Genomic DNA, 15,796 nt, shown 5'->3' on the forward strand with positions numbered 1-15,796 from the left:
ATGGCAAATTGTATGAAAAATATTTTAAAAGTTACAGGCTTATTAGCAGGAGTTACGCTCGGTGTCTGGGCCAGTACTAAACTGACAGCCGATGTAAAAGTTCGCGACATTAAACCTTACTTTAAAAAGCGTTCTCCTTATGTCTTTGCGCATCGAGGCGGTATGGGCCTTAGACCGGAACACACACGCCTAGCATTTGACAAAGCGAGCGAATTTAAAGTCGAAGGATTTGAAATTGATATTCGCTTAACTAAAGATGAAGAAATTGTTGTCTTCCACGATGCCTATGTGGACCGTACTTCCAATGGTTCAGGTAAGGTTAGCAATTTAACTTTAGATGATTTAAGAGAACTTGATTTTGGTTATCACTTTACAGATGTCGAAGGTAATCATCCTTACCGAGGTGATGCTAAAGCCAAAATAGTGACCTTAAGAGAACTCTTAGAAGAATATCCGGATAAACTAATCAACATTGATATCAAAGATGATCCAGAAACTTATGCTGGTAGTTTAATGCCTAGTTTATTATTTAGACTGATTACTGAGCTCGGTGTAATGGACAGAGTGCTCGTGACGAGCTTCTACGATGCTCAGATTAAACAGTTCAATCTGTATGCAGATAACACTATCGCGCTTGGAGCAGGTGTTGATCAAGTGTCTAAAGCCTATTTCTTACACAAACTCGGTTTTGGCCACATGTACTTAGCTGATGCGGATACTTTCCAAATTCCAGTAGAGTACAACGGGATTCACCTAGATACTAAGAAATTTATCGAATATCTAACTAGCTTAAATATTGCAGTTGGATATTGGAACATCAATAAGATGGACAAGATGGATGAACTGATCCAAAAAGGTGCACATACTATTGTGACCGACTATCCAGATATTAGTTATCACTTAATGAAAGAACGCTATTAAAAAAACAGGCTAACCATTCGGTTAGTCTGTTTTAAATTTATCCTGCACATGAGCAACTTCCACCGGTTGCACATCCACTATTTGAACTGTTTGAAAAGAACGGATTGCTACTGACTATATTGGCATGAGGACTAATTGCCTGGCCGACTATAAATAAGACCTCGTCTAACATAGATTGAAGCTGAAACTCAGCACGTCTATATTCCATAACAATCGGGGTCATATCTAAGGATTTCTTAAATTGATTAAGTTCACGACGTTTACTTGAAAAGTCTGGATGATATTTACCAAAACGTTGAACTTCTTCGAAATCCTCTTTGAGTGCAACAAATTTTTTAATCATTTGAGACACTTCTCTATCTGTATCTAGCAATTTTTTATAATAACAGTAGTTATTGTATTCCTCAGTGTCAGTGACCATGTCATTTAGAGAGTCAAGCATATCCATAATTTCAAAGCTCATCATTGTTTGCATGTCATCACCTCTATGGTTCAGTTTATCATAAGCTTACAATTGATACTATATTATAAATACTATTTGCAAGTCCTTTAGTAATAGATTAAAATTAGGGTAATGGAAAAAAAGATAGGGGGCAAAATTGATGGTCTTTGAAAACTCAGGTATAGAAAAAGTAGTCATTCCACAAGGCTCACTTCAAGAAATTATGAACCATAACGGTTGTGTTCTTGGAGGCAGTTGGGACTATGAGCGCATGACTTTTGACTATAAATATGAAATTCCTGAAGGTATTTATTACTTACGTTTCCCAGGGTATGCAGTAGATGGAGATGTCGGTTCAAATAATGCGACACTTCAACTGATGGATCCTTACATGGGTAAACACTACTATCCAACTGGTATTGAGTATGGTAGTGACGAAGTATTCCCTGAGCGAATTGTTGAACATGCAATCAACAAAATTAGAACTATTTCTAAAGAACTTACTCAAATTATAGAAGCATAAAAAAAGATCGTTTGCACATGCAAACGATCTTTTTTTAATGGAAGATAGCATCCCATAATCCAGTTGTCTCTCCACCAGGGAAGAAAATATATAAGGTAAAGTACACAATAATTCCAGTGACAGCTGTAAAGAACCAAATTATCGCAGCAGTCATACCAAATTTTCTATGTGTTTTTAACTTATTCTTCTTACCAGTAAATACTTGAATACCTCCGAAGATACCACCTGTTGTGGCTAAAATAATGTGACTGACTAAGAAAATCACATAGAAGGTCACAAGTGAATCTGGCCCACCAAACTGTGTGTTACCTAAGAAGATTGTCTTTGAAACGTAAATTATAAAGAAAAGTAAAGCAGACCAAGCTGCTAGAGTCATAAATCTTTCATGACTTTCCTCATTTCCATTTTTTATATGATAAACACCTATTCCCATAAAAATCGCACTTAATAAAATAAATGATGTACTTATGGTAGGCAGGACAAAATATATATCCACTAATACGCCTCCTATACTCTATGTTGATTATAAAGTTCTTTTTGTTGTTGTGCTTTTAATAAAGCATCTTGTGTAATTTGATCTTCATTACTTCTTTCTTCTCTAAACCAATTGAAGAATATATAGGCAAGCATTACACCGAAGAACACTTCTTGTAAGACCTTCATAATGACTCCACCTGTTTGCTGATCGATTAGTGGTGTAGAGTTTGAGAAGTACTCTGGTCCTGAAATCATACCACTTCCAGCGATACTATCTAATACTCCAGCAGGTACACACAATTCCATCGCACTTAACCATGCATCTCCTTCTGTAAAGGTAGTATATATTGGTGTGCTTGAAAAGATAATAAGTGCACAAGCAGGTGTTACAAAGGCACCGATTCCAAAGATATAGAGAAGTTTATATAATCCTCCCATATGATTTTCTTTCGGTTCTACTTTATTAAACATAGGATAGAAAGCCATAACCGCAGTCAAGAACATAAATGCTAAGACTAGTGTATGTAGTGTGGCACTCATCTTAAGATTATCCATCACTACAGGTAAGTGATAAACCGAAAATGCACCTACTAAAAGCATAAGTGTAATTAAAGGTCTCTTAACTCCTAAACGCAATACTCGTCCGAATACAGGTAACTCTGATAAATATTTTTGTAAGTATTCCGGTACACAAAAGTAAAACAATGGTGCGATTAAAAAAAGTACAAATGCCATCTGCAACATATGAAATGTAAATAGTATATGACTCAGTAAATCTACTGGACTACCGTACATTAAATACAACAAAATCATGTTGACTGTAAAAAGAATGCCTTCATTCGCTGTTAGTGGACGTCCACCTTCAAATTCTTTATACCATCTTGTAGTGACTAGGAAAAAGACCACAGACACTAGGACGACGAAGGCTAAGAAGAAAGGACTCCAGTTCGCCATGAATCCAAAAATCTTTATCGAAGTAATATTATCCATATTTACCACCTTAAATTTGACCTATATATAGTATAAATTGCTAAACACCATAACTCAAGGTGCTAAAAATTGACTTAGTGACAAACTCTTGACCAAAAAAAAGATGACCCGAAGGTCATCTCTAAAGTTTTATGAAATTGGTGCACCAATCCATACGATATAAATAAATGTGACACAGAATGCAATTGCGAAGTACATACCAACTATCATAAATAGTTTTGCAAAGTCATGTCCTTTGTCCTTCATGTGCATGAAGTAGTAGAACTGCAAGACTACTTGGATAAAGGCAAATAGTAACACTGCACCTGTAATGAATGTGGCATTAAAGTCTAAAGCGACCATGCCAAAAGCTGTAAATGTTAGGAAAATCATTAGACCAAAGCTTGTAAGTTGCATACGCATTTCTTTTGTTCTTTGGCGTCTCACATGTCTAAGTTTAACGTCACTCATAACTTCATTGCTTGATTCACTCATCTATAACACCCCTAACAAGTATACAATCGTGAAGATAAACACCCACACAACATCAATAAAGTGCCAGTAAAGTGCAGCTGTGTTAACTTTAGCTGCTGTATATACAGATAATCCACGAGTTGCATTACGGATAATTAAACCTGAAATCCAAATCAAGCCGATGATAACGTGGAAACCGTGTGTACCAATTAAGATGTAAAAGGCACTACCAAAAGCACTTGATCTAAAAGTATGTCCAAGTTGAACATATTCATAGAACTCATAAATTTCTAAAGCTAAGAATCCTGCACCAAGTAATACTGTTACAGCTAACCATAACTGCATTTTACTAAAGTTGTTATTACGCATTTGATATACAGCGTACACACTTGTGAGTGAAGATGTTAATAGTAACATCGTCATCACAAATGCAAGTTCTAAGTGGAAGAGATCAGCTGCGAGTAAGTGATCGTCACTCGGTACACTATCTTTAAGCGCTAAATACGTTGCGAATAAAGATGCGAATAAAACAGTCTCTCCACCAAGGAAAGTCCAAAATCCTGCGAATTTGTTTTTCCCTTCTTGTGTTGCTCTTTCCGGGTGCTCAGGCCACTGGTTATTAGGAACGTTATATTTCATTTCCGCCATTATTTAGCACCCCTTTCTTGTTCTTCTAAATCTTTAATAAGTTCTTCTTTTTTAACATAGTAACCAAGATCATCTTTAAATGAACGAACTATCATTGAGATAAAGGTAATTGCTAGACCGATAACAAGTAACCAAATTGCCCAAGGTCTTTCAGGTAGGTTTGCTACAGCATCAATTGCCCAGTCCTTACCTGATGCGAAGTATAGAGAACCAAATCCTGCAATAAACAGTCCAAGTGAAATTATAAATGGAATGATTGAATTGTTTGGCATATGGAAATCATCTAGTGATTCTGCTGGAAGCATTTCTCCATTACCTTCTTTTTTCTCTAACCAGAATGCGTCTAGTCCACGGATAAGTGGAGTTTGTGCAAAGTTGTAATATGGTACTGGAAGTGGTAATGACCACTCTAGAGTACGACCGTCACCCCATGGGTCACGTCCAACTTTTTCATTTTTAACTAGTGTAATTACTACGTTGATTAATAGAACGATAACTGCGAATGCCATCATAAAGGCACCTACTGTTGAAATCATGTTGGCTGCGTTGTAGCCTTGTCCGTCTAAGTAAGTGAACACACGACGTGGCATACCCCATAGTCCTAAGAAGTGTTGGATTAGGAACGTACAGTGGAACCCTAAAAGGAAGAACCAGAACGTTACTTTACCTAACTTCTCGTTAAGCATAGTTGAGAACATTAGCGGCCAGTAATAATGCAGACCAGCTAAGAGTGCGAACACTACCCCACCAACAATTACGTAGTGGAAGTGAGCAACAATGAAGTACGAGTCATGGTACTGATAGTCCGCTGGTGCAACAGCTTGCATGATACCTGTTACCCCACCCATAACGAATGATGGAATAAAGGCAAGTGCATACATCATCGGAGTCGTAAACTCGATACTACCGCCCCAAATGGTAAAGATCCAGTTGAATATCTTAATACCAGTCGGCACTGCGATTGCCATTGTAGCAAGTGCGAAAATTGCGTTAGCAGTTGGTCCAAGACCTACTGTAAACATGTGGTGAGCCCAAACCATGAATCCAAAGAAACCGATTAAGACGGTCGCAAATACCATAGCTGAGTAACCAAATAATCTCTTACGAGCAAATGTCGCGAATATTTCAGAGAATATACCGAATGCTGGAAGGATCAATACGTAAACTTCCGGGTGACCGAAAATCCAGAATAAGTGCTCCCAGATAATGGTGTTACCTCCGGCTTCTACAATAAAGAAGTTAGAGCCGAACATACGGTCAAAGATTAGTAGGAATAGTCCTACAGTAAGTGGTGGGAATGCAAAGACGATTAGGACTGATGCAATTAGCGTTGTCCAAGTCATCAAAGGCATTCTCATGTATGTCATACCTGGTGCTCTCATTGTAATGATTGTAGTAACAAAGTTAATACCAGAAATCAAAGTACCGGCACCCGCAATTTGTAGACCTACTGCGTAAAAGTCAATACCGTGTCCTGGTGAAATGATTGACAGTGATGCGTAACTTGTCCACCCTGCGTCTGGTGCTCCGCCTAAGAACCATGAAAGGTTAAGGAAGATACCACCAAAGATAAACAACCAAACCCCTAATGCGTTTAGGAACGGGAAAGCAACGTCACGTGCACCAATTTGTAATGGTACTGTTGCGTTCATAAATGCAAATAGTAAAGGCATGGCGGCTAGGAAGATCATTGTTGTACCATGCATTGTAATAACTTCGTTAAACAAGCCCGCTGATAAGAAGTCATTATTTGGAACAGCGAGTTGGATACGGATAAGCATTGCTTCTATACCACCGAGTGCGAAGAAAAATCCACCGGCAATCAAGTAAAGTATAGCAATTTTCTTATGGTCAACTGTGGTCATGTATTCCCAAATAGTGCCTAGGAAACCACGTTTTTGTGTTGTTGCTGTCGACATTACTAATTACCCCCCTCTTCTGACTCTTCAGCAGCTTCGTCTTCAGCTGGTTCTCTTAATGTAGAAACATCTCCTGAACCCTCTTCAACTTTCAGCTCCATCAGGTAAGTCGCAACTGCTTCAATTTCTTCGTCAGATAATTCATAGTTACCAGTCATATTGTTATCTGGCTTAAATGCTTCTGGATCTTTGATCCATGCTTCAAGATTTTCTTGATCATGCTCTAGGAAACCAGCGATTAATTCACGATCACCAAAGTTTGTTAAGTTAGGCCCCATTGCTCCAGGACTAGTTGGTGTCGTTGCGTGACAACCCATACAAGAGTTGTTAAAGATTTCTTCTCCGCGTTGTGCATCTTCAGATGAAGCTTGAACAGGTTCTTCAACTGCTTTCATGTCAGCTAACCATTGGTCGTATTCTTCTTCTGGAAGAGCTTTAACTTTGAAGTCCATCAGAGCGTGAGATGGTCCACATAACTCAGCACATTTACCGTAGAATAAACGGTCTGCATCTTGAGCTGCATCATCATCAAATACTAGATAGAAGCTGTTAATACCATCGATGTTTGTATCCATCTTACCACCAGCAGCTGGTACCCAGAATGAGTGTTTTACATCTGCACCTTGTAAGTTGAAGTAAACTTTTTTATCAGTTGGAACAACTAATTCTTGTGAAGTTACAACTTGTTCAGTTGGATATTCGAATTCCCACCAATATTGGTATGCTCTAACGTTAATAACAGTTTCTTCAGCGTTTACATTACCGTCAGCATCTGTACTTGCTTCAGTGTCTGCTTGCTTAAATACAAAGTAAACTGTTGGTACAGCTAAAATTAATAGGAGCAAGATTGGAATTGACGTCCAGATGACCTCTAGCGTGTGATTCCCTGCAACCTCTTTTGGTTCAAAATCTTCACCTTTTTTACTTCTACGGCTCTTAAGTACCGCGATTGTAAATAGGATTGTTACAACTACAATAACTAAAATCATAATGATGATTGAAATAACCATCAGGTTGAACTGCTCTCGTCCAACTTCACCAGCAGGACGTAAAGTACTTAATTCGTTAGTACCACATCCCGCAAGGAAAAGTGTCAGTGCAGAAACTAATAATAGTCCCTTACCTTTAAGAAAACTAAAGTTCATTGTGTTAGACCCCTCTTTCATTCATTTACTTTACTAAACATTCACAAGTAAGCCGGCTACGATTACCATGACAAAAAATATCACGACGTAGTTGAGTGAGAAGACAAATATTCGCCCGGCATAGCGATTATAGTCTGTAATGCGTTTGAACTGATTGACACTAAAGTAAAACCATAGAAGGTTCAGGGCTGCGAATAGCGCTACGAACCATAAACCGAGTTCAAACATCATAAGTGGTGTGAACAAAAGAAGTGTCACCCAGAAAATTATGGAATTCCTTGCGCGTTTACTTCCTTTGACTGATGGAAGCATCGGTATGCCTGCTGCACTATATTCATCACTCCGCTTAATTGCAAGAGCATAGAAGTGAGGCATTTGCCAAATAAACATCACTATAAACATGGCCCATGCTAATGTATGTAGCTCTGGTTGAAATACTGACCAGCCTATTAAAGGTGGCATTGCTCCAGGAATTGCTCCAATAACTGTGTTTGCAACAAGATGTCTCTTGGCAAAGATTGAATATACAACTGCATAACCAAAGGCTGCTATTAGTCCTAAAACTCCCGTTGTAAAATTGATTGAGAACAAGAGTACTAAGCCGATAAACAACATTACGAAACCTATGGTTAGAATTTCTTTATCGCTGTATGTTCCATCGATACTTGGTCTTTGTTTCTTAGACTTCATCAACCTATCAATATCTTTGTCATAGAAGTTATTCAGGGCACATACGCCTCCGATGACCAGCGCGGTACCGAGTAACATCAAGAGCAGGATTGGAATCGATCTAAAAAACGAAATGTTATAATACATGACTGCAAGAAATCCAGCAGCAAAAGCAGGTATTAAGTTCGCTTTAATTATGCCATCTTTGATGAGCACTTTAAACGCCTTAAGTTTTTTACTGCGAGTGGTCTGATGTATTTCCTCTTGGTATACATCACTGTGCATCTATATGCCCCCCTTTCATAAACAAACACATTTATACCTTATAATAGATTAAATGGGACATATTTTCTATACATATTTGAAATAAAATTGTTACATTTTGCATTGTTCAAGAATTATTCATCAAAATGTATGAATACATGCCTAAAAGTGTTTTATACTCAAAGGGTAGCGTTAGGTCCTTACACTATTAGATTTTACCATAGTTTCATAAATTGTTAAGGACTATTCAAAACTTTGCTCATTGCAAAGACTCTTATTATCATATATATTTAGTTACTGTAGTAAAAGACATAACGTCAATGTTCTGGGGTGTTGTAGTTGTATAAAAATTTAAAAATAGTCGCCGTATTAACCACCTTGATCATGGTTTTTGTTCAAATCGGTGGAGCGCTTGTCACTAAGACAGGTTCTGAAGACGGTTGTGGTCAATCTTGGCCACTGTGTCACGGACAACTCATTCCAAAAGACTGGCCGATAGACACTATAATAGAGATCACACACAGAGGTGTCTCGGGCTTAGCTATAATATTCTTACTCGCTTTAGGCTACATGGCATGGAAACAAATTCGTCATGTTAGGGAAGCTAAATTTTTAATTTATGTGTCATTAAGTTTTATTGTTATTCAATCCCTAATTGGTGCAGCAGCTGTTGTTGGTATTTATGAAGGCGACTTTATACTTGCAGCACACTTTGGTATCTCATTAATTTGTTTTGCCGCTGTTCTCTTATTGACTCTCTTAATATTTGAAACTGCCCATGGTGTCGAAACACGTAAGATCATTGTTAAGCCGTTTCTAAGATACAACACAATTTTAGTAACTATTTATATATACTTTGTGATTTATAGTGGTGCATTAGTGAGACACACTGATTCATCGCTCGCCTGTACAGAATGGCCACATTGTATGCCAGGCCAAATCCTACCAGGCAACTTTTATCAAGCTGTCCAAATGGGACACAGATTTCTCGTAGGAATACTCTTCATATGGATGCTAATCATCTTCATTCATGTCTTAAGAAATTATTCAGAGTCGAGAATTTTAAAAACTGGCTGGATGATTGCATTTACCTTACTCGTATTACAAGTAATCACAGGTATGTTATCAGTGTTTACACAGGTGAATATTTTCATCGCCTTGATGCACGCTTTATTCATTACCTTACTGTTTGGTGTGCTATGTTACTTTATAATGCTTCTATCAAGAAACAAGTAAAATTGAAAAAGCTTGGAAATCTAAATTTAGATTTTCAAGCTTTTTTTATATGAGTATAGTTTTTATCTCTTATTTTTCTCTACAATCTCAGCTTGCTTAACATGTTTTGCTGCAATGATTAACAAGCCAATCGCTATCGAAACACTTAAAAATGATGATCCACCATAAGATAATAATGGTAACGGTACACCAGTTAATGGAATAATTTTAGATATCCCACCTACGTTAATAAATACTTGCATAGTAATATACATCGCCACACCTACACAGACAATTTGGTAAAAAGTGTCTGTAGACCGTCTAGCATAAGACATTGCTTTTATAATGATAACTAGATATAAGACAACCACTAACAGTACGCCTAGTAAACCGAGTTCTTCTGCAATAACTGCCATAATGAAATCTGTGTGAGGTTCAGGTAGATAGCCGAGCTTAATAATTCCATTACCGATTCCTGTTCCGGTTAAACCACCGTGAGAAATAGCAATTAAGGAATTAGTGAGTTGGTAACCTGTTCCAGCTGGATCATTAAAGGGATGTAGAAATGTATCAATTCTAGCCATTTGATAATTGGATAGTACTTGTCCGTTTATTAAATATAAAAATCCTGCACCGATTCCTATAGCAGCAAGAACGAATAGCCCTGCCCGAAAGATTATTTTTAAAGGTAATCTTAAATATAGGAAGGTTGATAAAATAATCGCTGCAATAACCATCCAAGTTCCCATATCATTTAATATAACTAATCCTGATATTGCTAGGATAAAGGCAACTGGTACCACACTAGTATCTTCACTGCCTAAACGTTTCTCTCGTCGAGAATAAATATAAGCTAAGTAAAGTATTGCAATGACTTTAAAAAATTCTGAAGACTGGAAACCGAATCCACCAATTCTAATCCAATTTCGTTGTCCGTTAATCTCTGTCCCAAAAATCGCAGTTGCCAAAAGTAAGATGATAATGGTAACAATCATCAAGATTTGGACACCTTTCATTTTAAAGAGATTACCACTCATAAAATAAGTCATAAAAAAGACAATTGCAAAACCGAGTATGATAAAGGCCAAATGCCTATAATAAAAATATGTAGAGCTTCCTTGATTCATTTCTGCCGGCACCATGCTCGCACTATAAACCATGACTAAACCGATCATTGAAAGCGCAATATATGCAATTATTATGAGAAAATCAACATACTTGGAGTAAGACTTTACGTAGTTGATAAAGTTTTTTATATGGTTCATCTACCAAACGTCCCTCATTTAAAAAAGTCTAAAGAAAATTCTTTAGACTTGGTTTTTTTCTCTTTCCATATATGCTTCGTGTACTTTAGAAACTTCAACTTCCAAGTGATCTAAAATCGCACGTCCGTCTTCTGCATCAACTAATCCTAATCTTACCGCAAAATGTATTTCTTTGGATAAGCCAAACATTTGAGTGTCTAGAACTTCTTCAAATACTGGACAACTCGGCATGGTTAAGTTTTCCATCTGAACTTCAATCAGCTGGAGAATTCTGTCGGCGTCCCTATCTAACTGATTATAAGCATCCTTGCTTAACTGTTTTATTTCAGACACGCGCTTCCCCCCTCTTTACTCTTCCATAAAATTTTATCTTAACATGCTCAAAAAATCAAGCGGATATGACAGTGCTATCTTTCATCGATATATATTCATTCTATAATTATTCTTAAAACTTTGCTATACTTTTCTATCAGAAGGAGCGATAATTATGATTATTCAATTAAAAGGAAACATTAAGTTTCAAATTACTTTAGATCCATCAACATGGATTTTTGATGACCGCAAGTTAAAAGTTGAAGAGTTGCTCACCAACACAGAAGACCAAGAGCAGATACTTTTTGATGATGAAGCCGAATGGAATCGTCAAATCATCGAAGGTGAAACTAAACCACCTACATTAAAATCAGAGAAAAAATATAAAAAAAGAGAACTCTTGGACAGCTCATTTGCGATCTGTCTAAAACCGTTCTTAGAATACACTGAACCCAACTCAGGTGAAGACGCTGAGATTACTTTTATACATAACGACGGTGAAACAACACTTCCATATAATGAAAGAGAAGGAATGTATGCTCACTTCTCTAATAACGGTAAAAGATTATATGACGATGGAATGTTTGACCTAATCGTCGTCAATAACGGCCATGAATCTTTAAGATTAACTCATGTGACCGGCATAGAATTTAAATAATAACTAATGTGGTTCAATTAGGGTTGGTTCGTGGGGCTCTGGCGGTTCAATGAGGAATGCTCATTGTCCTCCAGGGGCGCTGGTGGTTCAATGAGGAGTGCTCATTGTCCTCCGGAGGTGCTAGCGGTTCAATGAGAAGTGCTCATTGTCCTCCGGAAGCGCTGGCGGTTCAATGAGAAGTGTTCATTGTCCTCCGAGAGCGCTGGCAATTCAATGAAAACATCACGTAGTCCTGATACCTACTTATCTGGACAATGAAAACAATTCGAAGTCCTGATAAGTCATAAGCTCGCTCAACTTGAACTCACCATCAACGCCAAACAAACACTATTTACTCACACAAATAAAAAATGGCCTGGAAATCTTGAATTTAAGATTCCCAGGCCATTTACTTATATATTTTATTGTTCAGGTGGTTTATTCGCAGTTTGGAACTTACCAGCTTTTCTTTCTTTATGGAGTCTATATCGATATCCTGCTAAGACTAGTGCGATAACAATCAAACATTCTGCAACCGGATAAAATGCTCCAAAAAATGTTAGGAAAATTACACCTATAAACATAAAGAAATATATGATCAGGTGTTTCCATAATTTGAGCTTTTTAGCAAAGCCAAGATGATAGACTATTGCACATAGTACAAAGATTGTAATTAGTAAGTACCACATACCCTTTTCAGGATTAGTATCTAGACCATATAATCTCCCAAAAAACGTCAGTCTACCTTGGACATTACCGACATCCGCTGTGTTTAGGAGAATGAGAGGGTTAAACACGTTTCTCACTCCACTTCAAATAATTACTTCTGTTTTTTATTCGCTTTCTCACGTGCGTTTTTATCAAGAATTTTCTTACGCATGCGAATAGACTCAGGTGTTACTTCTACCAGTTCATCGTCATTGATATATTCTAAAGCTTCTTCTAAAGTTAGACTTCTTGGTTTCTTCATTGTAGAAGTCTGTTCTTTAGTCGCTGAACGAATATTATTGGCTGCTTTGACTTTAGTGATATTAACCGCTAGGTCATTCTCACGTGAGTTTTCACCAACAATCATTCCTTCATAAACTTCAGTACCTGGTTCCATAAAGTTAGTCCCACGTCCTTCTAAAGCTAAGATGGCATAAGTACTTGCAGCGCCTTTATCAATTGATACTAAGACACCGTTTCTTCTTCCACCAATTCGTCCTTTTACAGCTGGACGATAATCTTCAAACGTATGATTCATTATACCATAACCATTTGTCATAGACATAAATTCAGTTCGATAACCGATGAGGCCACGAGCTGGAATCATAAATACTAAACGTGTTTGTCCGTTACCACTTGAAACCATGTCTAGCATTTCGCCTTTTCTCTCACCCATCGACTCAATAATACTTCCTGTATTACTTTCTGGTACATCAATTTGAACGCGCTCGAATGGTTCACAAACTACGCCATCGACTTCTTTATGAATTACTTCTGGTTTTGATACTTGAAGTTCAAAACCTTCACGTCTTAAGTTTTCAACTAAAATAGAAAGGTGTAACTCCCCACGTCCAGAGACTCTCCATGCATCTGGTCGATCTGTTGCATCAACTCTTAAAGATACATCAGTTTCTAGTTCTAATTCTAAGCGGTCTTCAATTTTTCTAGCAGTAACGTGTTTACCTTCACGTCCAGCGAAAGGTGAATTATTTACTGAAAATGTCATTTGTAGTGTTGGCTCATCAATTCTTAAAACTGGCAAGGCTTCTTGTGCATCAGTTGGTGTAATTGTCTCCCCAACATTAATGTCTTCCATACCAGAAATTGCGATTAGATCCCCTGCTTGAGCACTTTCAATTTCAATGCGGTTCAGTCCTAAGAAACCAAAGATTTTACTTACTCTAAAGTTTTTGTGTGTCCCATCAATTTTTAAGAGTGAGACTGTATCTCCAACGTTGATTGTTCCTCTAAAGACACGACCTACACCAATACGTCCAACATAATCGTTATAGTCGAGTAAGGCAACTTGGAATTGAAGTGGTTCATCCGAGTTATCTACTGGAGCTGGTACGTAATCGATAATAGTATCGTAAATCGACTGCATGTTATCGTCTTGTTTGTCTGAGTCTAAACTAGCTGTACCATTCATGGCTGATGCATAAACAACCGGGAATTCGAGTTGGTCATCATTAGCATCTAGTTCGATAAAGAGCTCTAAAACATCGTCTACTACTTCTGCAGGACGTGCACTCGGTTTATCAATTTTATTTACTACTACAACTGGTTTTAAGTTTTGCTCTAAAGCTTTTTTAAGTACAAAACGAGTTTGTGGCATAGTACCTTCGTAGGCGTCTACTACTAAAATAACACCGTCAACCATTTTCATAATACGCTCAACTTCTCCACCGAAGTCAGCGTGTCCCGGTGTATCTAGAATATTGATACGCGTACCGTTGTAATCTATTGCTGTATTTTTAGCAAGGATGGTAATTCCACGCTCACGTTCAATATCATTTGAGTCCATTGCTCTTTCTTCAACATGTTCATTTTCACGGAAAATTCCCGACTGTTTTAACAGTTGGTCTACTAGTGTCGTTTTTCCGTGGTCTACGTGTGCGATAATTGCAATATTTCTTACATTTTCTCTCAGGTTCATCAAGAGGATTTTCCCTTCGTATATAGAGTTACTTTATAACCGTAACATTATATCATAAAAATGACAGTTCTGAACATATCTAAGAAAAAATTATGATATAATTTAGGTTAAATAAGAATTTAGGAGATGCTTATGCAAAAGAAAAAGTCTAAAGCAATATTTCTTTTACTGGCGTTTTTAGCAGTTGCAATCATGGTCGCTTTTTCAGTTTTCATTGCTGAAGAGATGATACTCATGGCTTTACTTTCTGTCATTATCTTTATTGGCATTTTTGGTCTTGGTTTTACTCTTAAGAAAAAATATCGTGAAAATGGTTGGCTATAATACAATTTTAATAAAACCGTTCAAGTAAATGAACAGAATCTAAAAACTTTGTAGTAACTATTTTAGATTCTGTTTATTTTTATATGCATATATTAAATTGTTGTCTTTTGACGACAATAATATTCGGTTTAATAATAGACCTATCACACTTTAGGAGATAGTCTATGAAACCCAAAAATGAGAGATTGAAAGTTTATGAGTTCCTCTACAACAGACTGCCTTTTTCGGATCAGGACACACTTGAATATGAAGCGATGCAACGTATGGAATTATTGGAAGAGCACTTCGATCTTTATCTCAGACAAATTGACTTATCCAATATTGAAGTACACTGGCATTCAGAAGTATACGTCGATTCAGATCTCGAGCTGATCAATGTGCTCTTAGCAACAGAATACTGTTACTATTTGTTTATTCTCCATGACTTTTCAGGTGAGCATTACATTAATCCTTTTAATATTTTAATCAATAAAGAGCATGAAGCAGTATACGACCTCAACCGTTCCACAAAGATTTACGAGAAGTTTAAAACGACCTTAGTCGATGAAGGAAATTTTCAAAGACCAATCATCATAAAACATGTTGTCTTAAATGAAACATTTCGTTTGGCCAAGCGACCTTCTGAAAATTTCCTATCATTAAAAAACTTACCCTATTATTTAAGAGCAATCGAGCATAGTGCTGTGATAAGAAAAAAGCATATGCTAAAGGACTCAAACTCGTGACACAACCGCTACAACTTCCGAAGATTATTCACCGCAATTTTAAAAGTGGTTTAAAATGCGACAAGTGTTCAAGCTTTAACTTAGAAGCTTTATCTAGTTCTCTAGCTGTTTGTTTAGACTGTCGTCATATAGATAATTTAGAGCGTCTTTTAAGACACTATTTTACAATGCTTACTTTATGCAATCGCCCATTAACTTTAAAGAAAAAAGAAATTCACCAAGA

At 37.1% G+C, this 15,796-nt stretch carries 18 protein-coding genes; 6 read left to right on the plus strand and 12 right to left on the minus strand.

What is annotated here, in order from left to right:
* Complete coding sequence (locus JEOSCH030_RS08360; protein ID WP_185126145.1) at window positions 1–921, plus strand: glycerophosphodiester phosphodiesterase; 921 nt, start codon at window positions 1–3, stop codon at window positions 919–921.
* Window positions 922–958: 37 nt separating this feature from the next.
* Here JEOSCH030_RS08360 and JEOSCH030_RS08365 read toward each other — a convergent pair whose 3' ends face one another.
* Window positions 959–1,396 carry a YlbF family regulator gene (locus JEOSCH030_RS08365; RefSeq protein WP_185126147.1) on the minus strand — a complete coding sequence of 146 codons (438 nt, stop codon included), beginning with the start codon at window positions 1,394–1,396 and terminating at the stop codon, window positions 959–961.
* 127 nt (window positions 1,397–1,523) lie between these two features.
* On the opposite strand from JEOSCH030_RS08365, the gene JEOSCH030_RS08370 reads away from it, so the two are divergent.
* On the plus strand, window positions 1,524–1,886 hold the full coding sequence (locus JEOSCH030_RS08370) for a YugN family protein (protein WP_185126149.1): 363 nt from the start codon (window positions 1,524–1,526) through the stop codon (window positions 1,884–1,886).
* Between the two features lie 34 nt (window positions 1,887–1,920).
* Here JEOSCH030_RS08370 and JEOSCH030_RS08375 read toward each other — a convergent pair whose 3' ends face one another.
* The 7 genes from JEOSCH030_RS08375 to cyoE all read right to left on the minus strand — a co-directional run bounded on the left by JEOSCH030_RS08375 (window position 1,921) and on the right by cyoE (window position 8,472).
* On the minus strand, window positions 1,921–2,382 hold the full coding sequence (locus JEOSCH030_RS08375) for a DUF420 domain-containing protein (protein ID WP_185126151.1): 462 nt from the start codon (window positions 2,380–2,382) through the stop codon (window positions 1,921–1,923).
* A gap of 11 nt (window positions 2,383–2,393) precedes the next feature.
* Window positions 2,394–3,353, minus strand: a complete 960-nt coding sequence (ctaG, locus tag JEOSCH030_RS08380; protein ID WP_185126152.1) for a cytochrome c oxidase assembly factor CtaG — start codon at window positions 3,351–3,353, stop codon at window positions 2,394–2,396.
* Between the two features lie 129 nt (window positions 3,354–3,482).
* Window positions 3,483–3,827, minus strand: a complete 345-nt coding sequence (locus tag JEOSCH030_RS08385; RefSeq protein ID WP_185126154.1) for a cytochrome C oxidase subunit IV family protein — start codon at window positions 3,825–3,827, stop codon at window positions 3,483–3,485.
* The gene (locus JEOSCH030_RS08390) at window positions 3,828–4,454 is read right to left on the minus strand and encodes a cytochrome (ubi)quinol oxidase subunit III (RefSeq protein ID WP_185126155.1); all 627 of its coding nucleotides are present in this window, start codon (window positions 4,452–4,454) and stop codon (window positions 3,828–3,830) included.
* Window positions 4,454–6,373 carry a cytochrome c oxidase subunit I gene (locus JEOSCH030_RS08395; RefSeq protein ID WP_185126157.1) on the minus strand — a complete coding sequence of 640 codons (1,920 nt, stop codon included), beginning with the start codon at window positions 6,371–6,373 and terminating at the stop codon, window positions 4,454–4,456. Before JEOSCH030_RS08395 ends, JEOSCH030_RS08390 begins: the two co-directional genes overlap by 1 nt.
* A gap of 2 nt (window positions 6,374–6,375) precedes the next feature.
* Window positions 6,376–7,518 carry a cytochrome c oxidase subunit II gene (gene coxB / locus JEOSCH030_RS08400; RefSeq protein ID WP_185126159.1) on the minus strand — a complete coding sequence of 381 codons (1,143 nt, stop codon included), beginning with the start codon at window positions 7,516–7,518 and terminating at the stop codon, window positions 6,376–6,378.
* A gap of 33 nt (window positions 7,519–7,551) precedes the next feature.
* Entirely contained in the window at window positions 7,552–8,472 is a 921-nt protein-coding gene (gene cyoE, locus JEOSCH030_RS08405; RefSeq protein WP_185126161.1) for a heme o synthase, read from the minus strand.
* Window positions 8,473–8,790: 318 nt separating this feature from the next.
* Between cyoE and JEOSCH030_RS08410 the strand changes: the two genes are divergently transcribed.
* The gene (locus JEOSCH030_RS08410; protein WP_235962260.1) at window positions 8,791–9,687 is read left to right on the plus strand and encodes a COX15/CtaA family protein; all 897 of its coding nucleotides are present in this window, start codon (window positions 8,791–8,793) and stop codon (window positions 9,685–9,687) included.
* 62 nt (window positions 9,688–9,749) lie between these two features.
* On the opposite strand, the gene JEOSCH030_RS08415 is transcribed toward JEOSCH030_RS08410, so the two are convergent.
* Entirely contained in the window at window positions 9,750–10,931 is a 1,182-nt protein-coding gene (locus tag JEOSCH030_RS08415) for an FtsW/RodA/SpoVE family cell cycle protein (protein ID WP_185126162.1), read from the minus strand.
* A 42-nt stretch (window positions 10,932–10,973) separates the two neighbouring features.
* The gene (locus JEOSCH030_RS08420; protein WP_185126164.1) at window positions 10,974–11,264 is read right to left on the minus strand and encodes a YlaN family protein; all 291 of its coding nucleotides are present in this window, start codon (window positions 11,262–11,264) and stop codon (window positions 10,974–10,976) included.
* Window positions 11,265–11,418: 154 nt separating this feature from the next.
* On the opposite strand from JEOSCH030_RS08420, the gene JEOSCH030_RS08425 reads away from it, so the two are divergent.
* Window positions 11,419–11,901 carry a hypothetical protein gene (locus tag JEOSCH030_RS08425; protein ID WP_185126166.1) on the plus strand — a complete coding sequence of 161 codons (483 nt, stop codon included), beginning with the start codon at window positions 11,419–11,421 and terminating at the stop codon, window positions 11,899–11,901.
* A gap of 401 nt (window positions 11,902–12,302) precedes the next feature.
* On the opposite strand, the gene JEOSCH030_RS08430 is transcribed toward JEOSCH030_RS08425, so the two are convergent.
* A complete protein-coding gene (locus JEOSCH030_RS08430; RefSeq protein WP_235962261.1) occupies window positions 12,303–12,677 on the minus strand; it encodes a YlaH-like family protein in 375 nt (124 codons plus the stop codon).
* Window positions 12,678–12,700: 23 nt separating this feature from the next.
* Complete coding sequence (gene typA, locus JEOSCH030_RS08435) at window positions 12,701–14,527, minus strand: translational GTPase TypA (RefSeq protein WP_185126167.1); 1,827 nt, start codon at window positions 14,525–14,527, stop codon at window positions 12,701–12,703.
* Window positions 14,528–14,656: 129 nt separating this feature from the next.
* Between typA and JEOSCH030_RS08440 the strand changes: the two genes are divergently transcribed.
* Complete coding sequence (locus tag JEOSCH030_RS08440) at window positions 14,657–14,848, plus strand: DUF5325 family protein (protein ID WP_185126169.1); 192 nt, start codon at window positions 14,657–14,659, stop codon at window positions 14,846–14,848.
* A 164-nt stretch (window positions 14,849–15,012) separates the two neighbouring features.
* On the plus strand, window positions 15,013–15,573 hold the full coding sequence (locus tag JEOSCH030_RS08445; RefSeq protein WP_185126170.1) for a hypothetical protein: 561 nt from the start codon (window positions 15,013–15,015) through the stop codon (window positions 15,571–15,573).
* Window positions 15,574–15,796: the final 223 nt, after the last annotated feature.

Origin of the sequence: Jeotgalicoccus meleagridis (assembly GCF_903994045.1) — a bacterium.
In the GTDB taxonomy this organism is placed as follows: Bacteria; Bacillota; Bacilli; order Staphylococcales; family Salinicoccaceae; genus Jeotgalicoccus; species Jeotgalicoccus meleagridis.